This window comes from Desulfitobacterium sp. LBE, assembly GCF_007830365.1.
GTDB classification, from domain to species: Bacteria; Bacillota; Desulfitobacteriia; order Desulfitobacteriales; family Desulfitobacteriaceae; genus Desulfitobacterium; species Desulfitobacterium hafniense.
In genome coordinates, this window is record NZ_VLKD01000001.1 from 4,985,718 (window position 1) to 5,008,934 (window position 23,217).

26 protein-coding genes and 1 pseudogene are annotated in these 23,217 nt (G+C 52.5%); 18 read left to right on the forward strand and 9 right to left on the reverse strand.

Annotated features, from left to right (window positions below; translation table 11 throughout):
- Positions 1-12 precede the first annotated feature (12 nt).
- A complete protein-coding gene (locus DESLBE_RS23500; protein WP_144678382.1) occupies positions 13-723 on the forward strand; it encodes a vitamin B12 dependent-methionine synthase activation domain-containing protein in 711 nt (236 codons plus the stop codon).
- A gap of 96 nt (positions 724-819) precedes the next feature.
- Here the strand turns inward: DESLBE_RS23500 and DESLBE_RS23505 are convergent, their stop codons facing one another.
- Together DESLBE_RS23505 and DESLBE_RS23510 are read right to left on the reverse strand one after the other, a co-directional pair.
- Complete coding sequence (locus DESLBE_RS23505; protein ID WP_144678383.1) at positions 820-1,128, reverse strand: type II toxin-antitoxin system RelE/ParE family toxin; 309 nt, start codon at positions 1,126-1,128, stop codon at positions 820-822.
- Entirely contained in the window at positions 1,115-1,384 is a 270-nt protein-coding gene (locus tag DESLBE_RS23510; protein ID WP_144678384.1) for a type II toxin-antitoxin system Phd/YefM family antitoxin, read from the reverse strand. Before DESLBE_RS23510 ends, DESLBE_RS23505 begins: the two co-directional genes overlap by 14 nt.
- A 194-nt stretch (positions 1,385-1,578) precedes the next feature.
- On the opposite strand from DESLBE_RS23510, the gene DESLBE_RS23515 reads away from it, so the two are divergent.
- On the forward strand, positions 1,579-1,791 hold the full coding sequence (locus tag DESLBE_RS23515) for a hypothetical protein (RefSeq protein WP_144678385.1): 213 nt from the start codon (positions 1,579-1,581) through the stop codon (positions 1,789-1,791).
- Between the two features lie 135 nt (positions 1,792-1,926).
- On the opposite strand, the gene DESLBE_RS23520 is transcribed toward DESLBE_RS23515, so the two are convergent.
- Genes DESLBE_RS23520 through DESLBE_RS23530 form a run of 3 tightly spaced genes read right to left on the reverse strand, consistent with a single transcriptional unit; the run spans position 1,927 to position 4,327 of the window.
- Positions 1,927-2,661 carry an ABC transporter permease gene (locus DESLBE_RS23520; protein WP_144678386.1) on the reverse strand — a complete coding sequence of 245 codons (735 nt, stop codon included), beginning with the start codon at positions 2,659-2,661 and terminating at the stop codon, positions 1,927-1,929.
- 2 nt (positions 2,662-2,663) lie between these two features.
- Entirely contained in the window at positions 2,664-3,416 is a 753-nt protein-coding gene (locus DESLBE_RS23525; RefSeq protein WP_144678387.1) for an ABC transporter permease, read from the reverse strand.
- Entirely contained in the window at positions 3,413-4,327 is a 915-nt protein-coding gene (locus DESLBE_RS23530; RefSeq protein WP_144678388.1) for an ABC transporter ATP-binding protein, read from the reverse strand. The genes DESLBE_RS23525 and DESLBE_RS23530 overlap by 4 nt, the downstream gene beginning before the upstream one ends.
- 146 nt (positions 4,328-4,473) lie before the next feature.
- Between DESLBE_RS23530 and DESLBE_RS23535 the strand changes: the two genes are divergently transcribed.
- Both DESLBE_RS23535 and DESLBE_RS23540 read left to right on the forward strand, forming a co-directional pair.
- On the forward strand, positions 4,474-5,193 hold the full coding sequence (locus DESLBE_RS23535) for a response regulator transcription factor (protein ID WP_144678389.1): 720 nt from the start codon (positions 4,474-4,476) through the stop codon (positions 5,191-5,193).
- Complete coding sequence (locus DESLBE_RS23540; RefSeq protein WP_144678390.1) at positions 5,190-6,554, forward strand: HAMP domain-containing sensor histidine kinase; 1,365 nt, start codon at positions 5,190-5,192, stop codon at positions 6,552-6,554. The genes DESLBE_RS23535 and DESLBE_RS23540 overlap by 4 nt, the downstream gene beginning before the upstream one ends.
- A 110-nt stretch (positions 6,555-6,664) precedes the next feature.
- Here DESLBE_RS23540 and DESLBE_RS23545 read toward each other — a convergent pair whose 3' ends face one another.
- Positions 6,665-8,272 (reverse strand): gamma-glutamyltransferase family protein, encoded by a 1,608-nt coding sequence (locus DESLBE_RS23545; protein WP_144678391.1) that lies wholly within the window; start codon positions 8,270-8,272, stop codon positions 6,665-6,667.
- 286 nt (positions 8,273-8,558) lie between these two features.
- On the opposite strand from DESLBE_RS23545, the gene DESLBE_RS23550 reads away from it, so the two are divergent.
- The 8 genes from DESLBE_RS23550 to DESLBE_RS23585 all read left to right on the forward strand — a co-directional run bounded on the left by DESLBE_RS23550 (position 8,559) and on the right by DESLBE_RS23585 (position 14,048).
- Positions 8,559-9,059 carry a rhodanese-like domain-containing protein gene (locus tag DESLBE_RS23550; RefSeq protein ID WP_015944847.1) on the forward strand — a complete coding sequence of 167 codons (501 nt, stop codon included), beginning with the start codon at positions 8,559-8,561 and terminating at the stop codon, positions 9,057-9,059.
- 199 nt (positions 9,060-9,258) lie between these two features.
- Positions 9,259-9,978 (forward strand): TVP38/TMEM64 family protein, encoded by a 720-nt coding sequence (locus DESLBE_RS23555; protein ID WP_144678392.1) that lies wholly within the window; start codon positions 9,259-9,261, stop codon positions 9,976-9,978.
- Positions 9,968-10,630, forward strand: coding sequence for a VTT domain-containing protein (locus DESLBE_RS23560; protein ID WP_018307007.1), 663 nt, complete (start codon positions 9,968-9,970; stop codon positions 10,628-10,630). The genes DESLBE_RS23555 and DESLBE_RS23560 overlap by 11 nt, the downstream gene beginning before the upstream one ends.
- A complete protein-coding gene (locus tag DESLBE_RS23565; protein WP_018307008.1) occupies positions 10,627-11,376 on the forward strand; it encodes a (Fe-S)-binding protein in 750 nt (249 codons plus the stop codon). Before DESLBE_RS23560 ends, DESLBE_RS23565 begins: the two co-directional genes overlap by 4 nt.
- Positions 11,377-11,390: 14 nt before the next feature.
- Positions 11,391-11,723, forward strand: a complete 333-nt coding sequence (locus DESLBE_RS23570) for an arsenosugar biosynthesis-associated peroxidase-like protein (RefSeq protein WP_005811834.1) — start codon at positions 11,391-11,393, stop codon at positions 11,721-11,723.
- Between the two features lie 3 nt (positions 11,724-11,726).
- Complete coding sequence (gene arsS, locus DESLBE_RS23575) at positions 11,727-12,710, forward strand: arsenosugar biosynthesis radical SAM (seleno)protein ArsS (protein ID WP_144678393.1); 984 nt, start codon at positions 11,727-11,729, stop codon at positions 12,708-12,710.
- Entirely contained in the window at positions 12,707-13,390 is a 684-nt protein-coding gene (locus DESLBE_RS23580) for a TIGR04283 family arsenosugar biosynthesis glycosyltransferase (protein ID WP_144678394.1), read from the forward strand. The genes arsS and DESLBE_RS23580 overlap by 4 nt, the downstream gene beginning before the upstream one ends.
- Positions 13,383-14,048, forward strand: a complete 666-nt coding sequence (locus DESLBE_RS23585; protein WP_144678395.1) for a TIGR04282 family arsenosugar biosynthesis glycosyltransferase — start codon at positions 13,383-13,385, stop codon at positions 14,046-14,048. The genes DESLBE_RS23580 and DESLBE_RS23585 overlap by 8 nt, the downstream gene beginning before the upstream one ends.
- Positions 14,049-14,347: 299 nt before the next feature.
- Here DESLBE_RS23585 and DESLBE_RS23595 read toward each other — a convergent pair whose 3' ends face one another.
- The 3 genes from DESLBE_RS23595 to DESLBE_RS23605 form a co-directional block, all read right to left on the reverse strand.
- Positions 14,348-14,659 carry a nucleotidyltransferase domain-containing protein gene (locus tag DESLBE_RS23595; RefSeq protein ID WP_005811823.1) on the reverse strand — a complete coding sequence of 104 codons (312 nt, stop codon included), beginning with the start codon at positions 14,657-14,659 and terminating at the stop codon, positions 14,348-14,350.
- Entirely contained in the window at positions 14,635-15,027 is a 393-nt protein-coding gene (locus DESLBE_RS23600) for a HEPN domain-containing protein (protein WP_011460531.1), read from the reverse strand. Before DESLBE_RS23600 ends, DESLBE_RS23595 begins: the two co-directional genes overlap by 25 nt.
- Positions 15,028-15,209: 182 nt before the next feature.
- Positions 15,210-16,448, reverse strand: a complete 1,239-nt coding sequence (locus DESLBE_RS23605; protein WP_144678397.1) for a solute carrier family 23 protein — start codon at positions 16,446-16,448, stop codon at positions 15,210-15,212.
- A 374-nt stretch (positions 16,449-16,822) separates the two neighbouring features.
- Between DESLBE_RS23605 and DESLBE_RS23610 the strand changes: the two genes are divergently transcribed.
- The 6 genes and pseudogenes from DESLBE_RS23610 to rsmB all read left to right on the forward strand — a co-directional run bounded on the left by DESLBE_RS23610 (position 16,823) and on the right by rsmB (position 23,211).
- On the forward strand, positions 16,823-17,143 hold the full coding sequence (locus DESLBE_RS23610; protein WP_005811819.1) for a heavy metal-binding domain-containing protein: 321 nt from the start codon (positions 16,823-16,825) through the stop codon (positions 17,141-17,143).
- 178 nt (positions 17,144-17,321) lie between these two features.
- The gene (gene priA / locus DESLBE_RS23615; protein ID WP_026198952.1) at positions 17,322-19,649 is read left to right on the forward strand and encodes a primosomal protein N'; all 2,328 of its coding nucleotides are present in this window, start codon (positions 17,322-17,324) and stop codon (positions 19,647-19,649) included.
- A gap of 166 nt (positions 19,650-19,815) precedes the next feature.
- The gene (gene def / locus DESLBE_RS23620; RefSeq protein ID WP_144678398.1) at positions 19,816-20,268 is read left to right on the forward strand and encodes a peptide deformylase; all 453 of its coding nucleotides are present in this window, start codon (positions 19,816-19,818) and stop codon (positions 20,266-20,268) included.
- A 419-nt stretch (positions 20,269-20,687) separates the two neighbouring features.
- Positions 20,688-20,822, forward strand: a pseudogene (locus DESLBE_RS27485) (16S rRNA processing protein RimM); the annotation flags it as partial.
- Positions 20,823-20,850: 28 nt separating this feature from the next.
- Positions 20,851-21,813 (forward strand): methionyl-tRNA formyltransferase, encoded by a 963-nt coding sequence (gene fmt, locus DESLBE_RS23635; RefSeq protein ID WP_144678399.1) that lies wholly within the window; start codon positions 20,851-20,853, stop codon positions 21,811-21,813.
- 36 nt (positions 21,814-21,849) lie between these two features.
- Positions 21,850-23,211, forward strand: coding sequence for a 16S rRNA (cytosine(967)-C(5))-methyltransferase RsmB (gene rsmB, locus DESLBE_RS23640; protein WP_144678400.1), 1,362 nt, complete (start codon positions 21,850-21,852; stop codon positions 23,209-23,211).
- The last annotated feature ends 6 nt before the right edge of the window (positions 23,212-23,217 follow it).

Sequence of the window (23,217 nt, forward strand, 5' to 3'; positions counted from 1 at the left end):
GTGTGGGACACTATGGCAGAAGCAGGATCCTTGGCGGTTTTGGTGCCGGAGATAACCATAGAAGAGCTGTTTACGGCTCAGGGAGCGGATCTGAGCCGCCGCTCACCGAGACAGGACATGGTGGATTTAAACATCAAGCTATTGGCGGAAGCCAGGGAATTGGCAAAGGTCAGCATCATTTGGCAGGAAGTCAAAGTGCTGGGTTCGCAGCAGCAGGAGCTCTATCTTGAGGGTGGGCTTACCTTAAGGGGCAGCTTATTGCCCAAGGTGTTAGGCCCGGCAGAGAGTGCGGTTTTGTTTGCGATGACCATCGGGGAAGGGATCGATGAACGGGTCAAGGAATACACCCATCAAGGCAAAACCCTGGAAGCCTTTATCCTGGATGCGGCCGGATCGGCGATTTTGGCCAAAGCGGCCTATCATGCTATCGCCGAACTCGCAGGACTCTATAAAGAAAAGCAGCTGGATACCACGTTTTCTTTAGGTCCCGGACATTCTTACTGGAAAGGCCTCGAAGATGTAAGAACGATCATAGATTACCTGAAAGGGGAGCAGATCGGCATCAGCCTGACCGACTCCAACCTTATGCTGCCCAAAAAATCCATTGCCATGGTCATGGGAGTGGGCAGCAACTTGCCGGATTTCAAAGGTAAAACCCATTGCGATTTTTGCCATCTTAAGGGCAGCTGCACGATGCGGGAGCTGGGCGCCAATAATTGCTGAGGGCAGCAAAGCCCCCTGACCCCTCGTCAATCGAGAGGCCAGGGGGCTTTGATTTTGTTGAATTTCAAGGGAAACCCTTCTAGTGGAAAGTTACGACTATTCATTGAATAAGCCGGGACAATCGCGCATTCCATGAAGAACTCTGTATACGATAACCTCATTATCAATGACTTTGTAAAAAACTATATAGTTGCTGACAATGAGCATCCTGTATTCCTGCTTAGCTAATGCACTGTCAGGTACGATTTTCCCCGCATACGGAAATTCTGCCAATAAGTCGATTTTCTCAATAATCTTCTCCGATATTTCCAGGGCTGATTCTGGATTGTCTGCCCCAATATATATGAATATCTCGCCAATGTCATCACGGGCCGCTTGCAATAGAGTGACTTTATACTTGATCATTGTGAAGACTCCTTATATATTCCCTCACTTCATCTGAGGTATAGCTCGGTGCGCCATTAAGACGCTGCTTTTCGGCTTCTAATAGCTTAGTCCTCAGATCTAACATAGCCTCCCTGTGCTCGTAAGCAGCTATGCTCATAATAACCAATTCACCCTCACCATTTTTGGTCAGATAAACAGGTTCGGCCTTCTCCTTGCATATTTTAGTAATTTTCCCAAGTTCTGTTCTCAGTGAAGAGGTGGGCTTTATAATCATAATATCACTCCTGTGCAAAATTAAGTCTATATTTTGATCTTATTTTATACTGAATTTTGATCCTTAGCAATGGAAGCAAAGAGATGAGCAGAGAGCCCAGGGGTCTCGATGTAAGCAATTAATAATAAAGAAGTCCTGATGGTTAAAGATATCGGCTCACGAGGGGACATATATAAATAAGGAGAGGTGATACTATGTCCGCAGTTTCAAAGCAAATTATTGATATGATCGATATGTTGCCTGAGTCGGAACAAAAACTGGCATTTGAAATGATTAAAAGAATGGTCCTTGCCTGGGACAGCGATTTTACAAAGCTAACCTCTTCGGAGAGAGCGAGGTTAACAGAAGCCGAAAAAGAAATAGCCAACAATGAAACCGTTAACCATTCAGACATCGACTGGAATTAACCGACTTACTGATCGGGGAATCAGGGTTCTTTGCTTAAAAATTCGGCCGTTTTGGATTGACTCATCTAGATGAATCCATCGCAAAACGGCCGAATTTTCATTTAGCTAAGGCAGGCCCCTTTCCACAAACCCGGCTCAGCCGGTGTGAACATCACGCCGCTTCATCCAGAGCACGGCCCATAGTACGCAAGCAAGGACATAGAGGGCACAGCTCAGGAGAAAGTGCCCCAGATCGCACTGCATAGGCCCCCCAGGCTGATTGGCGCGCATGCCCAGGCTTAAAAGGGAATAAGGGAAGAAGACCCCATACCCTTTGGCAAGCATGCCCAGCCCGGCAATACCTCCCATCAGGGCCAGCCCCACCGGCACGGCAAAGCTGCGGATCATCAGGGATAAACAGAGCTGTACGGCGCAGATGGCGATGGCTCCCGCAGCGCCGGTCAGCAGCCATTCCGGAAATTGTCCGGGAACCGGGGAAGACAGCCCCGCCAGTTTTCCGGACAAAAGGTACAATGCCCCTGTCCATACCTGGGTGAAGATGACCATAGCCGAGGCGATGCACAGCTTGGCGAGAAAGAAACAGCTCACCGGTATGGGCATGGTCATAACCGAATTCCAGTTGTGGTTCAGATGCTCCAGCCGGTAGAGATAGGAGCAGTAGACACCAATAATGGCGGGAAGAAAGAAATAGCAGGAAAACAAGGTGTGCTGGGTCCAGAGGCTGTACCATCCATCCTGCAAAATACCGATATTCAGCAAATAGTTAAAGGTTCCGATCAAAGCGGGCAGAATAGGCAGCAGGATAAAGGCCAGCCAGACGGGACTGTGGCGCAGCTTCATTCCTTCGGCTTTAAGAGCGCGGCCAAACATAATCATACCTCCTTTCTCCTGAAGAGGGCACGCCCGCCGCTATAGAACAGCAGGGAGGCGGCTGTGATGATCAGGAATCCCGGCCAGTCGATATCCGTCCAATAAAAATCACTGATCCGTGTTTCCCGGTCCCAATTCATCCCCACCTGCATCAACACCCCGTAATAGCCCCAGGGAATCAGCCTGGCAAATTGCGGGGGGAGATACATGATGAAAAGCCCGGCGAAGCCCCCCAGCAATCCCAGGGAAAGAGGGATCATCTGATTGCTGCACAGCAAGGATAAAGTCTGCTGAAGCAGCAAAAGGGTGAGAGTCACCCAGGAGGTAAACAGAAGGTAGTATCCCAGCTGGGGAAGGGGAGGAGATTCCGTAAAACCTTTGGCATAGCCGGCTAAAAGCATAGCCATGACCTGTAAAATAACGAGGGCAAGAAGATAGAAGGCGCCGCAGAGAAATTTGGCATCAAACAATTTTCCCGCCGGCATGACCGTATTTAAAAGCCTGAAGGTCTGCCCTTTATGCTCCACATCGCTGAGCCGGGAGGCCACAACGGCTGTGACCACCGGCAGCATAATGGCATTGAGCACAGGAAACTGGTACAGACAGAGCAGCCAGCCCTGCTGCAGCTTCCCGGCGTCCATATTCTTTAACCCCCAGAAGAACCAGAGCAGCTGAAAGCCCAGCAAGGCGGCCACAATCAGCCAAATCTTGCGGTGCCGGGTTTTTCTGAATTCCACGGACAGGGCTTTTCTCATAAACTCACCGCCGATCCCGTCAGTTCCAGGAAGATATCTTCCAGGCTTTTTTCGCGCTGTTCAATCCGCACGACCCCTACCTTCTGTTCAAACAGGTTCAGGGTTAAACGGGACAATTCCCAATCCGCAAAGGCTGGGAGGAGCAGGTAATCCTGCTGGCTCTGCACAGCAATACCTTGTTCCCTCAGAACAGCGGCGGCCCGGTGATTATCCAAAGTGCGGATGGCTATGCTGGGGCTGCTTTTTTGGTGCAGGGCTGCTAAGCTGCTTTGAAAAACAAGCCGGCCCTTGCTGATGATGCCCAGATTGGTCGCCATTTGCTCGATCTCACTGAGCAAATGACTGGAGACCAGAACCGTGATCCCGTATTCCTTGGGCAGGGAACGGATCAGTTCCCGCATTTCCTGAATCCCGGCGGGATCAAGTCCGTTGGTAGGTTCATCCAGAATCAAAAGCCGGGGATTGCCCAAAAGGGCGCAGGCCAGCCCCAAACGCTGCTTCATGCCCAGAGAATATTGATTTGTCTTTTTATTTTTTTGGTTTTCCAGCCGGACAATCTCCAGAACCCGGCCGATGTCTTTTTCCGGAGTACCTTTGAGGGTGGCAATAATCCGGAGATTTTCATAGCCGCTTAAATGGCCATAATAGCTGGGGGACTCAATTAAAGACCCCACATCCCTGAGAATGGACATGCGGCTGCGGTGATTCATGGTTTTGCCGAATACCGTAATGCTGCCGGCGGTGGGCTTAACCAGGCCCAGAATCATTTTGAGTGTTGTCGATTTGCCGGCGCCGTTGGGACCAAGAAAACCGTAGACGGCTCCCTCGGCAACCGACAGATCCAAATCACTGACTCCCGGCGTCTTGCCATAGTGCTTACACAGACCCTGTGTTTTGATAATATCAGCCATACAAGTACCACCTTTAATCTGAAAGTAAGCTCAGCATAGCAGAGCAGGCTTACAGGAACCTGTGGGCCACCTTACATTTACCTTAAATCTTTGCCGGCTCATAGGTATTCTCCCGGCAATACCTTATAATAAAAGCGGTGATGAACATGAAGACAATTTTTGACTGCAAACTATTATTAGTGGATGACGAACCGGAGCTGCGCGGGATGCTGGTGGAGATTCTCCACAAAGAAGGCTTTCAGCGCGTCCGGACAGCAGCCAGCTGCCAACAAGCAAAAGAGCTGTTCCAAACAGAACAGCCCCAGGTTGTGATTTTGGATGTCTCCTTGCCCGATGGCGACGGCTTTTCATTAATGGCTGAATTAAGAAGCTTTTCCCCGGTGCCGGTGCTGTTTCTCTCGGCACGGGATGAGGATGAGAACCGTTTACTCGGCTTGGGGCTCGGTGCCGACGATTATATCACCAAGCCTTTTCTGCCCCGGGAACTGCTGCTGCGGCTCAAGGCCGTGCTGACGCGAACCTATTTTCCCCCCACCCTGCGGCAGAGCAAGAAACCCCTCTTCCGCCTGGGGGAAGCGGTGGTGGATCTGAACAGCGCCTTGGTGACCCGTCCCCAGGGTCAGGTGACCCTGACCGCTAAAGAATATATCTTATTGACAAAACTGTATGAAAACAGGGGCAACATCGTCACCGGAGACAGTCTGTGCCGGGCGGTCTGGGGGGATGATCTGTACGGATATGAGAATACGCTGATGGTGCACATCCGCCGCCTGCGGGAAAAAATAGAACCGGAACCCTCTTCTCCCTGCTGCCTCCTCACGGTGCGGGGTTTAGGATACAAGCTGACCGGGGTGGTGGAAAAATGAAAAACATGCTGAGGATTTTGGGACGTTATGTGGGCAGCGCCGCCGGCATTGCGCTGATTCTGCTGATCCTGAATGCCGCTTTGTTTTTGCTGTGGGTGACCGGAGCTAAACAAGAAAACGGAAACGCTTACCGGGTTTCCGTCATTGCCGACGGCCTGGCCAAGGAGGGGGAAGAGTATACCCTTGCCGACAGTGCACGGCAGGCCATGACGGCCCGCTATGAATGGGCCATGCTTCTGAGTGATTCAGGAGAAATCCTGTGGAGTCTGAATTTGCCCCGGGAGCTTTCCCGAACCTATACCATCCCGGAAGTAGCCAGCTTTACCAAATGGTATCTGCAGGATTATCCCGTCTATGTCTGGCGCCATCAGGACGGGCTTCTGGTGGTGGGCTGTCCCAAGGGAAGCGTCTGGAAAATGGGCATGGAGCTGCCCCAAAGCATTATGGACAAAACCATCTTTTGGATACCTATCGTGCTGGCGGCCAATGGGCTGGCTGCCGTGCTGCTGGCCCTGCTGCTTGGCCTGCGCCTGTTCCGCTCCATGCACACCCTGGTGAAGGGGATTGAACAAATGGCGGCAAAGCAGCCGGTGCAGCTGGGGACCAACGGAGTTTTAGGGGAGCTGGCCGCCGCTCTGAATCAAACCTCCCGGGAGCTGCAAAGGCAGGAGATCGCCCTGCAAAAAAGGGAGCAGGCACGAACCTCATGGATCGCCGGCATATCCCACGACATCCGCACTCCTCTTTCCATGGTCATGGGCTATGCCAGCCAGCTGGAGGATAATCAGGAGCTTGCCCGGCCGGTCAGGGAGCAGGCGGGAATCGTGCGCCAGCAAAGCCAACGGATCAAGACCCTGGTCAACGATCTGAATCTGGCCTCCAAGCTGGAATACGATATGCAGCCCTTGCACCAGGAGGAGGTTCTCCTGGCGCCCTTGCTGCGTCAGATTGCCGCTGATTTTTTAAACGGAGGGCTTGCCCGGCCCTACTCACTTGAATTAGATGTGGGCGAATCAGCCCGGCAGGCTAAGGTCCTGGGGGATCAGGAGCTGCTCAGGCGTGCCGTTTATAATCTGATCCAAAACAGCATCCGCCATAATCCCCAAGGCTGTGCTATCCGCATTGCTCTCCACCAGGAAAGTTCCCGCCGGGTCATCTCTGTCTCCGATAACGGCAAGGGCTTTGACCAAGAGCTTCTGGACCGGCTCAAGGGGGAGGACTCTTTGACCGGGATGCCGAGCCATGGCTTGGGCCTGACCCTGGTCCGGCAGATCGCAAGGGTTCATGAGGGGACCACGGAGTTTGAAAACCTGCCGGAAGGAGGGTGCCGTGTAGTGATCAGTCTGCCGCCGCCCTCCTAGGGGGATAAAAATTGGCCGTTTTGAGATCGACTCATCTGGATGAGTCAATCCAAAACGGCCAAATTTTCATTTAGTCCAAGCTTAAGGGAGCCGGCTCCCATGATTAGTTATTACCAAGCGGCAACGACTCCATCAGTTCGCGGCTCAGTAGCGCCGACCAGGACATCCTTGTCATTGCGCCAAATGATCTGTCCTCGTCCAAAGAGTCCGGTATTCGCACTCCACTCGATCTCATGCCCCATACGGCTGAGGCCGTCCCCGATATGGGAAGGCAGGGAACGCTCTACCTGAACATGGCGGTCCTGGACCCAGAGAAAACGGGGAGCGTCCAAGGCGGCTTGGGGATTGAGATGAAAGTCGATGGCATTCATCAGCACCTGAACATGCCCCTGGGGCTGCATGAATCCGCCCATGACCCCAAAAGGACCGACCGCGCTGCCGTCTTTAGTAAGGAAGCCGGGAATAATGGTATGGTAGGGGCGTTTTTTAGGTTCTAAAAAGTTAGCATGGTGGGGATCGAGGGAAAAATTATTGCCCCGGTTATGGAGGCTGATCCCCGTGCCGGGAACCACCAGACCTGAGCCGAAATCCATATAATTGCTCTGAATCATGGACACCATGTTTCCTTCATCATCGGCAGTAGCGAGGTAGACTGTTCCCCCTTTGGGAGGAGTGCCCGGCTCGGGGAGGAGGGCGGTTTGGCCGATGAGTTTGCGGCGTTCCAGAGCATATCCTTCGGAGAGCAGATCGCTGATCTTGACTTCCATACTCCGGGGATCGGCAATATATTTGCGTCCGTCCACATAAGCCAGCTTAATGGCCTCGATCTGCTTATGATAGGTTTCGATAGAGTCCTTTGCCGAGAATTGGAAGCCTTTAAGGATATTAAGCGCCATCAGGGCGACTAAGCCATGGCCGTTAGGGGGGATTTCCCAGACATCATAGTCCCGGTAATTGAGATGGATGGGGTCCACCCAGAGGGGCTGATAGTCTTCCAGATCCCTTTTGCGCAGATGACCGCCGTATTTTTGGGAGAAGGCATCGATCCGATCGGCTAAGTCTCCTTTATAGAAAGCCTGGGCCTTGCTTGCCGCGATTTGGGTTAAAGAGCGGGCATGATCAGGAGAACGCCAGACTTCGCCGATGAAAGGAGCGCGCCCTTGGGGAGCAAAGGTCTCAAACCAGGATGAATATTCCTCCCCCTTGAGCTCCTGGGCGTATTTCCCGTAGGCTATCTGCCAGTTCTGGCCCAGCACGGGGGAGACGGGATAGCCCTGCTCAGCATAATCGATGGCCGGTTTAAGGACTTCAGTCAAGGGCAGCCGGCCGAAGCGTTCCGATAAGGCTGCCCAGGCTGCAGGCGCACCCGGCACCGTCACGGGAATCCAGCCGTATTGGGGCATCTCCTTATGTCCGGCTTTGATGAGATCATGACCGGAGAGGGAAGCAGGGGCTGTCCCGCTGGCATTCAGGCCATGCAGCCGGCCTTTGGTCCAGACGAGAGCGAAAGCATCGCCGCCCATACCGTTGGAGGTGGGTTCAACCACAGTTAAACAAGCGGCAGTAGCAACAGCCGCATCAATGGCATTTCCGCCTTTTTTGAGGATGTCCAAACCGGCTTGCGCGGCCAGGCCTTGGGAAGTGGCCACCATGCCCCGGCTGGCAAAGCTCAGGGAACGCTTGGAAGGATAAGGATGATATAAGGGATCGTAAAACATACATAACCTCCAAATGTATAGTGATCATTAATTATGAATGGCTTAAGTATATCATTAATTGTTTAAAAATCCTGGCTTCTTTAATATCTCTGTGCTTCTTTAATATTTCTGTGAAATGGATTTCCCCACGTTTGGCTGCTCTTCAGGTGGCTCTGCAGGGCTATGGATTCATATAAAAAAACTATAGTGCTTGGGTATCTGATTGTAATTTTCAATTGGACACCCCATTATTTGCCTGATTATAATGAAGATTGTAGCAGAGATAAGAAGGAGGAGAGGGTTAACTATGAGAAAATTACTGTCCCTGACAATGTGCCTGCTTTTATCAGTATCCGTGCTGGCAGGCTGTACTCAGGCAACACCTGCCAGCGGAGGTTCCGCAGCGCCGGCTGCCGATCGTGCAGAGGCCGACATCAGCTGGCAGTACAAGACCGCGGACGAGACCAAGGCTATGCTGGATGCTCAGGAGAGCGTCATCATTCTTGATAGCCGCCCGGATGACATGTATACTAAAGGTCATATTCCCGGTGCCTACCACGTGCCCAGCTATCCTATGGATACTCCGGAGCTTGAACAGGTATTGAAAGATGCGGTGCCCAATCTCCAGGGTGATGACCCCATCGTGATCGTATGCAAGAGCGGCAACAAAGGGGCCAAACGGGCCATATCTTTCCTGCAGGATCAGGGGGTTGCCCCCGAGCGCCTGTTCATCCTGGAAGGTGGTGGTGATGGTTGGAAAATTCCCGAATACACTACCACTGCCAACGACTCTACCATTCCTAATTAGGCCGCCTCTAGGGTGACCACATCATTCAGCGACCAGTACATGGACGATCCTCAGTATATAAAGACCGAACGGGCAGTGAAGATGTGCTCTTTGCAGATGCCCAAGGTAAGGATCGATACGGCTAAAGAAGGGCTGCCAGGGGGTTATTGCTTTCCCTGGCAGCCCTTAGCACATTGTGCCCGGTGGGTAGAAACGAGGTATGTCAATGAACGAACAAAGATGGTCGAAAAAATATCGGAAGTGGACTGTTTGGGCAGTCATTATTCTGGCGGTGATCATTTGCCTGATTGTACCTCCCCTTAGGAGCGGACTTGGGTCAGTCTTCACCCTGCTCTCCTCAATGGACGTCAGCCAGGTAGTGGAGTACATCCGCTCCTTCGGTCCCTGGGCCGTCGTTGTTTCCTTCTGCCTGATGCTCCTCCAGTCTGTGGCTGCCCCTCTTCCGGCCTTTCTGATTACCTTCGCCAACGCTATGATCTTCGGCTGGTGGCAGGGGGCCATCCTCTCCTGGTCCAGCGCCATGGCCGGAGCGGCCATCTGCTTTTGGCTTGCCCGCCTTCTGGGGCGGGACACCGTAGAGAAGCTGGCCTCTAAGACGGCACTGAGCAGCGTGGATGTATTTTTCAGGCAGTACGGAAAGCATACTATTCTTATCTGCCGCTTGCTCCCTTTCGTCTCTTTCGATTTGGTGAGCTATGCTGCGGGGCTGACAGGCATGAGCTTTTGGGGCTTTTTCCTGGCTACGGGCATCGGGCAGCTCCCGGCCACCCTTGTGTACTCCTATGTGGGGGGTATGCTCACCGGAGGGGCCAGGCTCTTCGTCACCGCCCTGCTGATCCTCTTCGCCCTTACAGTTTTGATTTACCTATTCAGGAAGATTTATCAGGAGCGGAAAAGGGAAGCCACGGATGAACAATAGAAAGCCTTGGCTCTTTTTGGGGTTAGCTGTACTGGTGTTAATCGGCAACCTTATCTTCGGTTGGTCGGATTATCTTGCCAACCAGGAGACTCTGCCCCTTATGCGCCGCGCTCTGGAGGATAACTTTGCCCTGGCCCTGCTGCTCTACGGGGTCCTTACCGTGGCCGGCTGTGTGCTGCTGGCTTTGCCGGGGGTGACCTTTGCTATTGTAGCCGGGGTGCTTTTCGGTCCTGTATGGGGAACCTTGGCCTGCTGGTTGGCCGTGACCCTGGGCGCCTGCCTGTCTTTTCTGGCCGGGCGCTACTTTCTCAAGGATACGTTGAAGCCCCAGTTGGCAAAGAACAGCTATCTCAACCGCCTGCTCTTTGCGGGAGCGGGACAGAGAGATGTATTTTTGTTGGCGATCACCCGGCTGGTACCGCTTTTCCCCTACAATCTGCAAAATTTTGCCTACGGCATCACTGACATCAGATTCCTGCCCTATGCTTTGTACTCGGCCCTTTTTATGCTGCCGGGCACTGCGGCCTATACCGTAGGGGCGGCAGGGGTGGCCAGTCCGGAGAGACGGGGTCTTTATTTAATGATTGCAGGGGCCTTGCTGGCCCTTGTGTTGACATTATCCTTCATATTGAAGAAGGGGGTGAAGGAGTGAAGACGAGACAGCTCATCACTTTATTGGAAAAGAGTCATTATCCTTTCCGCAACTACCCGAAAGGGTCCTGTGCGACCCTGCTCTTTCCGGGGTGCAGTTTCCCTTCCCAGTTCCCCAAGACCATGGACGCACTGGCGGAGTTGTGCCGGGAACATGGGGTGGGCGTGGCCTATGACTGCTGCGGCAAACCGGTGGCGGAGCTGAAGGGGGAGAGGCACATGGTGCGGATCGGGGAAAAGATGACTGAGCGGCTGGAGCGGCTGGGCGTGGGGGAGGTAGTCTGTCTGTGCCCCAACTGCCTGGAGTATCTCGGTGAAACACTGGCTTTCCCGGTGATCAGCATCTACGCCCTGCTTTCCCGCTGGGGTTACACCAGCCAGAGCCCACCCCCGTCCGGAGTAGTCTTTCGCCCCTGTCCGGATCGGGAGGCGGGGCGGCTTCTGGAAGAGATCGGTGAATTGGTATCTTTGGCGGGTCTGCGTACCATGGAGAGGGTTCCCTGCTGCGGATTGCGGGGGGACATCGCCGCCCATGGCCCGGCGGCGGCAGACAAGCTGTGTGCCCTGGTAAAGGAGGAAGGGGCAGGGGAGACCATTTATACCTACTGTGCTTCCTGCTCCGGGCAGTTCCAGCGTCAGGGCTGCGGCCAGGTGCGCCATCTTCTCTCCTCCCTGCTGGGAGTAGAGGAGGAGCCGGATGCCGCCCACGCCCTTTTCAACCGGGCGAGAAGAAAATTTGCAAAATAAAGGAGAAATGCACTATGGCGACTTACTATGAAGCAAAGGATCTGGAGAAATTCGCTACTATGGGAGAGTGTGCTTCCGAACTATGGGAGAAGTTCATGGGCTATTATGGCGCAGTCTTCGCCGAGGGGAATCTGACCGCCCGGGAAAAATCCCTGATCGCTCTGGCAGTGGCCACAGCTGTCCAGTGCCCTTACTGCATTGACTCCTATACTCAGGACTGCCTGTCCAAGGGGGTCACAGAGGAGCAGATGACCGAGGCTATCCATGTTGCCTGCGCTATCCGGGGCGGAGCCAGCCTGGTCCACGGGGTGCAGATGAAAAATATCGTGAAGAAGCTGGAGCTCTAAGCTATGGGTGATGCAAGACTGGAAAGGCTGGACGGCATCCCGGCTTTTGAGACAAAATTCGGGGATCAAGCCTTGATGGATACCGCCGAGCGGCTTTCGGTGCTGCAAATCAACGTGGGAAAGCGGTGTAATCTGGCCTGCAAGCATTGCCATGTGGAAGCCGGACCCAACCGGACTGAGGAGATGAGCCGGGAGGTGATGGAAGCCTGCTTGCGCCTTTTGGAGGAAAATCCCTTCGCCACGGTGGACATCACCGGCGGAGCCCCCGAACTCAACCCCCACTTCCGTTGGTTTGTGGGAGAGTGCGCCAAGCGATGTGCTCATGTTATCGTGCGCACCAACCTGGTCATCCTGTTGGAAGAAGGGTATACCGATCTGCCGGGATTCTACCGGGATCACCGCGTCAACGTGGTTTGCTCCCTACCCCATTACACAGCCAAGAACACCGACCGTATGCGGGGAGAGCAGGTCTTCCGGCGGTCCATCGAAGCTATGAAGCGGCTGAACGAAGTGGGCTATGGACAAGAGCCGGAATTAGTTCTTGACTTGGTCTATAACCCGGGCGGGGCTTTTCTGCCCCCCTCCCAGACTGCTATGGAGGCTGAGTACAAGGAACATCTGCTGCGGGAGTACGGAGTGAGCTTCAGCCATCTGTTCACGATTACCAACAACCCCATCGGCCGTTTCGGGGCCTTTCTGGAGCGCTCCGGCAATCTGGAGGACTACATGTACAGGCTCTATGGAGCCTTTAATGCAAGCACTCTGGAAAGCATGATGTGCCGCTTCCAGGTGTCGGTGGGCTGGGACGGCAAGCTCTACAACTGCGACTTCAACCAGGCGGCGGATATGCCTATGGCTGACGGCGCCACGATCTTCGACTGGACGGGCAAGCCCATGGCGAAGCAGAGAATCCGCTTTGGCAAACACTGCTATGCCTGTACGGCAGGACAAGGCTCCAGCTGCGGCGGGGCTACGGAGGGCGTATGATCTCCGTCATTATCCCGGTTTACAACGAGGAACAGACCCTGGCTACTTTTTTACCCTCCCTGGACAGCCTGGCGGGAGAGCATGAGGTGCTGTTTTCCGACGGGGGCAGCACTGACGGTACTTTGGAACTGCTGACAGGTCACCGGGTGATAACGGGGGCCAAAGGGCGGGCTGCTCAATGCAACCGGGCTGGGGCTGAGGCCCGGGGGGATGTGCTCTTCTTTCTTCACTGTGACAGCATCGTCCCTGCCGACGCCCTCTTCCACATCCGGGCTGCTGTGGACAGGGGAGCGAGGTGGGGCTGTCTCACCCTCCGCTTTGACAACACCGGTCTTCTCTATCGGCTGGGCGGGCATCTGTCCAATTTGCGGGTGCGCTGGGGGCACATCGCCTTCGGAGATCAGGGGATGTTTATGACCCGGGCTCTTTTTGAGCAAGTAGGGGGCTTTCCGGAGCTGCCGATTATGGAGGATTATGAGCTTTCCCTGAGGCTGAAGCGCCTGAAGGTATTTCCGGTGCAGGTGAAGAGCCGGATCATTACTTCATCCCGGCGCTTTCAGGCGGGTGGGATCTTCCGGGTGACCTGGTCTATGCAGCGGCTGCGGGCTATGTACCGCCGGGGGGTGGACATTGAGACCATCAGCCGGGCATATCGTGATGTGAGGAGAGGCAATGAGTAAAGGCGCGCTGATTTTGTTGACGAGGATTGCTGTGCCGGGCAGGGTGAAAACCAGGCTGATGCCTTTGTTGAGCGGAGCGGAATGCGCCGCCCTGCAGAAGGCCATGACTCTGGACACAGCCTATGCCCTTGCCACTTTGGAACGGGAACTCTTTATCTTTTACTCGGATGAGGGGCCGGTGGAGCTGCTGGATGAACTGCCGGAGAAGGCACGCCTGTACCCCCAGAAGGGGAGGGGTTTGGGGGCGCGGATATATAATGCCCTGGATACGGTCCTGACTCTTGGCTACAAAGATTGCCTGCTGCTGGGTTCCGACCTGCCTCTCCTTGACCCTGGGGAGGTGGCAAAAGCAGGCCGCATCCTGGAGGAAAAGGACATTGTGTTTTGTCCCTCAACCGATGGCGGGTACTGGCTGGTAGGGATGCACACCCCTTTCCGCCCCGTTTTCCAGGGACAGCGGTACAGCACCGGCAGTGTGCTGGCCGATGCTCTGGCCTGCTGTGCTGCCCACGGCTTACGTGCAGGATTGGGGCCGGTCCGGCGGGACTTGGATACGCCGGAGGATCTGGCCTGGCTCCTGGCGGTGAAGGCCGCTCATCTCCAGTTGAGTGGGCGGGTTGTGGATTGGCTGCAAACATGGCAGGGCAGCCGAGGATAGCGAACTTTTATGGTATGCTCTACAATCCGGATTTACCGCCTGCTTCATGAGGGCAGGGCGGCAGTAAAAGAAGGAAGAAAGCGTCTGCTTGAAGATACAATGCGGGATATCAAGCAGGAAATAAGCGATGGAAAATTATAAGGTTGATCTAAATGCCAAAGCCTTAGAGGACTGTAATGTCAGTCTCTCTAAGGCTTTGGCATTTAAGGGTGGTCTCAGGCGATAAAATAAAGCGTCTACAGAGCTCACTCTTTATTAAAGCTTTATTAAGCCCAAAACAGAGTAATGCAACGCGAAAATTATGACTGATAAATAATTTGCCCCGTCTTGAAAACATGTTGCACAAGGCCACTTTTGTCGTCCGTGGTATCCAATAAGTGCGGTTCAATGTCGTAGCTGATACCACGACGCAAACGCCACAGCAAAGACGATGCTTTCAGCCAATCACCGGAAAATCCGTTAAAGATGACAGCAACGTCAATATCACTTTCGTCATGTGCTTCACCTTTCGCATAAGATCCAAATAAGACAATAGCGGCAGGGCTGAATTCTTTTGTTACAGCGTCAGCATATTGTGTGACGGTATTTATAACTGTTCCTTTATCCAACATAAAAGCCCCTCCGTTCTCTTGATAAGGGTTTGACCTACCTCGCTATCAAGCGTTTGCGCTATACGCTCTTTATATTCCGGGTAACGCGCTTCAATGTTCAGCGGGTTTAATTCCTCAATAAAATCCTGCTGTTCGTCGCTCATTATGTCTATGAGTTTTGCTCTAATGGATAGTTTGGTCAAGTCGTGAGTTTTTGGCGGTAGTTCCCCATCGGCGCAGTCGCGGGCAATAATTGCTTTGAGTGCCTTTTCTATTGTTTGATGGCACATAAAGCCGACGTATAGATACCGCTTTGTTTCTAACATTGCCTTTGCAGTTTCAAAATCATAATCGGCTATGCTAAACCAGTACTCAACTTTGTTATCCATAAGCCTAGCCCCCCTTCTGGACACAAGTTTACAAATTTATTCCAACATAGGCTTTTATAAAAGTCAAGAGCCTATTTTTGGGGTTTAATGTTTTATCTTGCCCCTATCGTGAGGAACGATCAAAAAAGCCTTAGAGGACTGTAATGTCAGTCTCTCTAAGGCTTTGGCGTTTAACGGTTAGCTTAGGATACTTCTTTGCCACTCCCGGCTACTTCATCCTTCTCTTCCCGGAGAACCAGGTTAAGGATAATTCCTGCTAAGGTGGCATAAGCGACACCATGGCTGGAGACGCCGATTCCTACGGCAAAGATGACGGAGGCGATAATGAGGTTTTTGTTCTTAGAGAAATCTACTCGCGCTTCAATCAAAGTGCGCAGACCGGTGACCCCAATCATACCGAAGAGATAGAGGGATACTCCACCCATAACCGCTGTGGGGATGGACATAATCAGAGCTTGCAGGGGATTGACGAAACTCAGGATAATGGCGATAAAAGCTGCTACCCAGATATTGAAGGTGCTGTAAACCCGAGTAACTGCCAGTACGCCGATGTTTTCACCGTAAGTGGTGACCGGAGGGCCGCCTAAGAAACTGGCGATTCCGGTGGCGAGACCATTGCCCAGCAAGACCCGGTTAAATCCTGGTTTCTCGATGGGGTCGGAATGGGTGATATTTCCCAGAACAATCATGTGGCCTAAATCTTCAATAATGGTGACAAAGGCCAAAGGGGCAAACATCAGGATAGCAGCTTTATTAAAGACGGGTGCCTGCCAAGTGTCGGCGTTGATAGGGGAGACGATAATCTTGTCCAAAGAGGCCAGAGAAGCCGTTACTCCGGTGAAATCCACCAGGCCGGCGAAAGCAGCGACAATATAACCGATAATAATTCCGGAAAGAATGGGAATGATTTTTAAGAAGCCCTTGGCATAGATGCTGAGGAAAGCGGTAACAGCCAAGGTAAAGATGGCGATATACCATTGCTCGGAAGCCATTCCGGCGGCGGTAGGTGTGAGGCTTAAGCCGATAATGGCCACGACAGGACCGGCTACTACCGGAGGAACAATTTTATGAATCCAGGAACTTCCGAAATAACTCATGAGAGCAAAAAGAAGGACATAAATAATTCCGATGACCAGTGCGCCGCCCATAGCCGCGGCTAAATTGTTTTGATCCTTAACAAAATAAGTCAAGGAGGCAATGTAAGCAAAAGATGAGCCGAGATAAGCTGGGATTTGACTTTTAGTTAAGAGAAGAAAAACGATGGTGCCAATCCCTGAGGAGAGAAGAGCGACGGCGGGACTTAATCCGGTGAGAAAAGGAACCAGTACCGTGGCTCCGAACATAGCGAAAACATGTTGCAATCCCAGGGGTATCGTTTGGGCAAGAGAGAGTCTTTCATGAATCTGAACTTCTCTAATCATGGGTTGTCCTCCTTTTTTAGTAAAACAAAAAACCTCTTCCTTGCCCGCAAGCAAGAAAGAGGTGTCCATGCACATAGTTCATGGTACGCCATTTCCTTCTTAGTCTCACGGGACTAATTTAAAGGTCACGGGATAATTACCTTGCTTAGAGCATAGCATAAATAAAATTAGTTTGGCAAGAGTTTTCTTGAGGATGATGCTCTGGGAAGGAAGATCGAGTTATTATTTTTCCTGTTTTGTAAATTTGTAGTCATTAAAGGTGTAAAGTATCGAAACATCGAGAATATTAGATAATGACTAAGCAGGACTCTGTTGCTTCGCGGAGAATTAACTTTTAGTAACTAAGCTGATGTTTAAAGCGGGAGGTATAGTCTATGATTGTAACAACAACCCCTAATATCGACGGCCGTAAGATTCAGAACTACTATGGAATCGTTACAGGAGAAGCCATCATGGGTGCCAATGTGGTGCGGGATATCTTTGCCGGCATCACGGATATCATTGGCGGCCGCTCAGGGGCCTATGAAGAAAAACTTCAGGATGCCCGTCAAATAGCCCTTAAAGAAATGGAGCAAAATGCCGCCCGCATGGGAGCCAACGCCGTGGTCGGTGTGGATATCGACTATGAAGTGGTGGGGCAAAGCGGCAGCATGCTTATGGTGAGCGCCTCAGGAACAGCCGTTACTGTGGTGTAAGCGGCAAAGCTATAGATGAAAGGTTCGGGGATGTTGGAAAAGCCGGCATCCCTTTTTGGATCATGTTCATTAGGCAAGGATTTAGGTATTTGCCCCTTTATATGATAAAGTAGACTTAGCTTCAGATGAAGTGCAGCTTCGTCTGAAGGCATAAGAAAGAATAAAGGAGACGATGAAAGTGCATTATGCAGAAGTTCTTGTTGATGTGGCCAATCGTCGTCTTGATCAGGTGTTTCACTATCAAATTCCTGAAGGGCTATCCTTAAAAAGAGGGATGCGGGTCCTTGTGCCTTTGCAATACCGTCAGGTTCAAGGCGTGGTGGTCCGGGTCACGGAGCAGCTGCCCCAGGAGATAGCCCACTCGGCTCTAAAACCCATTTTGGGGATTGTTGACACTATGTATGTCGTTCCTGAAGATCTTGTGGATTTAGCTCTGTGGCTGGCGGAGACGACCATCTGCTCCATCGCCCAGAGTCTTCATACCGTTTGGCCCCTGCTCAAGGGTAAGGTGGAAGAGTATGTCATTCCTATGGCTGCCCAGGAGGATGAGGATGTTAAGGCTTTAAAAATCCTGGATTCAGAGACCTATCAGGCATTGGCGGTTATCTTTCGGTCGCGGAATAAGGCATTGCCCCTGAGCACCTATCTTAAGCGTTCAGGGCTGTCCAAGACTCAGGTAGAGCACTTAGCCAAACAAGGCTGGCTCAAACTGGAATCCCGCTTTACCTCCGGTGTTCCCCGCAAGGTCCAGGCTGCGCTTACTCCCGAAGAGAGGGTTGGCGATGACCTGGGAGATAGGGAATCGATGACCGGTATGATGCATGAAGCCGATATTGAACTTAATGTTCACCAGGGACCGGATTACCTGCGGACACTCACTCCTGAACAAGGGAAAGTATGTGAAAAAGTTACTCAGGCCCTGGATAAACAAAGTTATGAAACCCTGCTCTTGCATGGGGTTACCGGCAGCGGCAAGACGGAAGTCTACCAAAGACTGATTGGGGAAGTGCTGGTTAAAGGTGGTTCAGCCATTTTATTGGTTCCTGAGATTTCGCTGACGTCTCAGATCGCCCGCTATTTTCAAGACCAATTCGGCGAGCAGTTGATTGTACTTCACTCGGGATTGCAAGTGGGGGAAAAGGCCAAGGCCTGGCAGGATATTCTCCAGGGGAAAATCAGGATTGTCGTCGGGGCCCGTTCGGCGGTTTTTGCCCCGCTGCCTGATTTACGCTTGATCATCTTGGATGAAGAGCATGAGAGCGCCTATCACCAAGAGGAAAATCCCAAATACCATGCCCGCAATGTAGCCCGTAAACGGATGGAACAGCTCCGGGGAGTAGTGCTTTTGGGAAGCGCTACCCCTTCGCTGGAAGCCTATGCCGCGGCTCAGACCGGCAAGGTTCCTTTGCTTACCATGGAAGAACGGGTCAACCGCCGCCCGCTGCCCCCTGTGGAAGTGGTGGATATGCGGGAGGAATTGATTAAAGGGAATCGCAGTATGTTTTCCCTCTCCCTGCAAGACAAGCTGAAAAGGACCCTGGAGCGGGGAGAACAGTCCATGCTGTTCTTAAACCGCCGCGGCTACTCCACCTTTGTGGTCTGCCGGGAATGCGGTTATGTGATTCGCTGTCATGACTGTGATATTGCTCTGACTTACCATACTCAAGGCCACACCATGCGTTGCCATTATTGCAATCATGAAGAGGTTCCTCCCCGCACCTGTCCGGAATGCGGCAGCCGCTATATTCGGTTTTTTGGGCAAGGGACTCAGCGGGTGGAAGATGAAATCAAAGGACTTTACCCGGCGGCACAAATCCTCCGCCTGGATTTTGATACCACCCGCTCCAAAGATGCCTATGAGAACATTCTGGGCAAATTCCGCCGCCAAGAGGCAGATATTCTCGTGGGCACCCAGATGATGGCCAAGGGACTGGATTTTCCTAATGTCACTTTAGTAGGAGTTGTGGCAGCCGATCAGATGCTGAATATGCCGGATTTCCGTGCCAGGGAGAGAACCTTCCAGCTTCTGACCCAAGTGGCCGGCCGGGCCGGCCGCAGTCAAAAACCCGGGCAGGTTGTGATTCAGACCTATACACCGGAAGACAGGGCGATTATTCAAGCCTCTCAGCACAATTTTAAGGGCTTCTTTTGGGAAGAGATTGGCTATCGGAAAGCCAGAAATTATCCTCCCTTCACCCATGTCATCCGGGTGACCCTTATTCATGAAAAGGAAGAGAAAGTGATCAAAGGAGCCCATAGCCTAGTCAATTCTTTAAGGCAGGGAATAGTATCCGATCAAAATGGGAATACTTCTTTAGATATTCTCGGCCCTGCTCCGGCTGTGATTCCCCGCCTCAAAAATCATTTCCGCTGGCAGGTCTCGGTTAAAGGAAAACTTATGGATACACTACGTGAATTCTTGCATCAAGGTGTCCGGCGTTTTACACGTGATCCCATTAGTTCGGGAATTCAACTCAATATCGAAGTAGATCCCTTAAGCATGTAAGACATTATCGAGTATTGAACTAACCCGCCCCAAGTCCAGGGTGGATTCGGCAGGCCTTCAGTGGGTGTTGGATCTCCTCCTGAATGGGGTCTCGTTCAATATTGGAGATATGTAGTATAATAAATAATAAAATAAGAAGAAATGAGTAGGAAGGGGAAACCGTGACATGGCGATTTATCAGATTGTAGAAATTGGTTCCGAAGTACTGCGGGAGAAAGCTGTTCCCGTCAAAGAGATAACACCTAATATTGAAAAGCTTTTAGATAATATGCTGGATACGCTCTACGATGCCAATGGGGTAGGCTTGGCCGCTCCCCAGGTGGGAGTCTCCAAGCGCGTTGTCGTTATCGACGTAGGAGAAGGCCCCATAGAGCTGATCAACCCTGTCATCATTGCCAAAGAGGGCGAAGATCTTGATGATGAAGGATGCTTAAGCATCCCCGGCATAACCGGTCAGGTAGCCCGGGCAGCCAAAGTCAAAGTAGAAGCCCTCAACCGCCAGGGAGAGCTCCAGGTCATCGAAGGAGAAGGACTGCTTTCCCGCTGCCTCCAGCATGAAATCGACCACCTGGAAGGGATCTTGTTCGTTGATAAAGCGAAGAAGACTTCTCGGAGGTAGCACCTGTTGGCTGTATTGGTAGAAGGGGAACCGATGCTTGGGTCGTGTGTAGCTTTACGCACAACGGTCTCTCCATAGCTCCGGGGCTGGTTCACTCGCTTCCTTAACAGCTACGCCAAACCCCGCTGTTTTCTGCATGTGAACCGTGGCTGCGCTATGTTAAGAAAGCGACCTTCACCCGACCACCCCTCCGCTAAATCCGTTCCCTTTTGTGCGCAAAGCTACACTTGAAGGTCCTCTTTTCAGATCTTCTCTTGAGTATAAGCAGCACTTAAGGGTCCTGAGTGAAGTAATCCCTATCCTACAACGCCCCGCTTGCTTGAACCCAAGAAACAGCCCAAGGATTTTGATTTACACGAGGGAAGCGAATTTAAGCGAGCGGAAACAAAACTTCGCGAAAAGCATGCAGCGGAGTCAGGTTGGAAACAGGACGTTTCCAACCGCCCATTGAGCAGGAGCGATTTGGGCGGGGACCCGATGGAGCGGAGGGCTTGAGCGTTAGTTTTGTCCGCGCAGCTTATGGAGCGAACGACGTAAAGCAAAATCCTGGAGATATAACCTTCAATATAAGGAGTAATCACTATGCGACTCGTTTTCATGGGAACGCCGGACTTCGCCGTTCCAACTCTCCAAGCCCTGGCGGCTCACGGTCACGATGTGGCGGGAGTGTTTACCCAGCCGGACCGCCCTTCCGGCCGGGGCAAGAACCTGAAGCCCAGTCCGGTTAAGACAGCCGCTCAGGAGCTGGGGCTGCCCGTTTATCAGCCCCACAAAGTCAAAAGCCCCGAGAGCCTGGAAATCTTAAAGGAACTGATCCCGGAGGTCATCATCGTGGTGGCCTACGGACAACTATTATCCAAGGAAATCCTGGAACTGCCCCCTTATGGCTGCATCAATGTCCATGCCTCCCTTTTGCCGGATTGGCGCGGTGCCGCTCCCATTCATTGGTCCATCCTGGAGGGAGATCAAAGGACCGGCGTGACAACCATGCAGATGGATGAAGGGCTGGATACGGGAGATATGCTTCTGAAAGCCGAACTCCCGATTGGGGAGGATACCACCACCGGGGAGCTTCATGATGATCTGGCCCAAGCCGGCGCTCAGCTTCTCATCGCTACCTTGGAGCAGCTCCGCAAAGGAGAATTGCCCAGGACACCCCAAAAGGGGCCGGTGCGTTATGCCTCTTTGCTGACCCGGGAACATGAGAAGATCGACTGGGCACGCAGCGCCCAGGCTATTCATAATCAAATCCGCGGCCTGAATCCCTGGCCCGGCTCCTATACTCTGTTCAGAGAAGAAACGGTCAAAGTGTGGAAATCAAGAGTCTCTGGTGAAGAGGGAGGATCTGAAGCAGAACCGAATCGGCTTGCTCTTAAGGACGCTAGGCCGGGTGAAATTATCGCATGGGATCAGCAGGGCTTGTTGGTTCAGACCGGGGAAGGATTGATTCGGATTGCTGAGGTGCAGCCTGCAGGAAAGAAACCTATGCCGGCCCGGGACTTTTTCTTAGGCCGTCATGGACAGGTGGGAGAGTGTTTCTCGTAAAAGACAGACAAGGGATGGACAAAGGATGAATAAAGCATGGATAAAATAACCTCAAGGGCCCTGGCTGTACAGATTCTCCAGCGTATCGAGGAAGAAAAAGCCTATGCCAATCTGGTAATGCAAAAGTCTCTGCACGATTTAAGCGATCCCCGGGAACGTCAATTAACCACCCTTTTGGTCAATGGGACGTTAAAACACCGTCTGACCCTGGATTACGCCTTAAGGCGCCACTTGCGCAAACCTTTATCCCAACTGCCCCATGAGGTGCGTTGGATTCTCAGAATCAGCGCCTTGCAAGTTCTCTACCTTTCCAGGATTCCCGCTGCTGTGGCCATCAACGAAGGGGTGGAATTGACCAAAAAGCAGCAGGGAAAATACACTTCCTTAGTGAACAGTGTCTTAAGGAGAGTTTTGGAAACCGGTTGGGAGATGCCTTGGCCCAGCCAGGAGAAGGAGCCCGTCCGCTATCTTTCCCTGCGCTATTCGCACCCGGAGTGGATGGTGAAGCGCTGGTTGAAACGCTATGGCATGGCGGATACGGAAGCTCTTTGTCAGGCCAATAACGAGCCCGCTCCGGTGTGGATCCGCACCAATACCCTGAAGATTTCCCGGGCGGACTTGCAGGCAAGGCTGGAGGAGGAAGGGGTAAAGGTGACGATTGGGGAACGGGTTCCGGAGAGTTTGATGATCGAAGAATTCGGATCTCTGGATCAACTGCCCAGCTTTCAGGAAGGACTCTTTACCGTTCAGGATGAAAGTTCTCAATTGATTGCTCATGTCTTGAATCCCCAAGCCGGGCAAAAAGTGTTGGATGCCTGCGGCGCCCCGGGAGGGAAAACCACCCACCTGGCCCAAAGGATGGAGAATCAGGGGGAAATCCTCGCTTTTGATATCCATCCCCATAAGGTGAAGCTCATCGAAGATCTGGCCGCCCGTTTAGGGATTACCATCATCCGCGCCCAGGCCGGAGATGCCCGGGAGCTGGCGGGTGTAAAAGATGCTTCCTGTCATAAAGTATTGGTGGATGCCCCCTGTTCGGGGTTGGGGGTCCTGCGCCGCCGGGCGGATATGCGCTGGCATAAGGAAGAGGATGAAATAAAAACTTTACCGGCCTTGCAATTGGCCATCCTGGAGCGGGCGGCTCAATGCGTTGCGGCCGGCGGCGAGCTGGTTTATTCGACCTGTACGATTGAGCCTGAGGAGAATTTCGAAGTGGTAAAGGCTTTTCGTGCCAAGCATCCGGAATTCACCACCGTTGATCTCAGCGGGGAGCTTCCTTATTCTTTGGCATCAGAACAAGACAGGAAACAAGCCGCCAAGGGATTTCTGCAGATTTTGCCCCATAAACAGGGTATGGATGGCTTTTTCCTGGCGAAATTTCGCCGGGTGGAAGTTTAGGTGGAA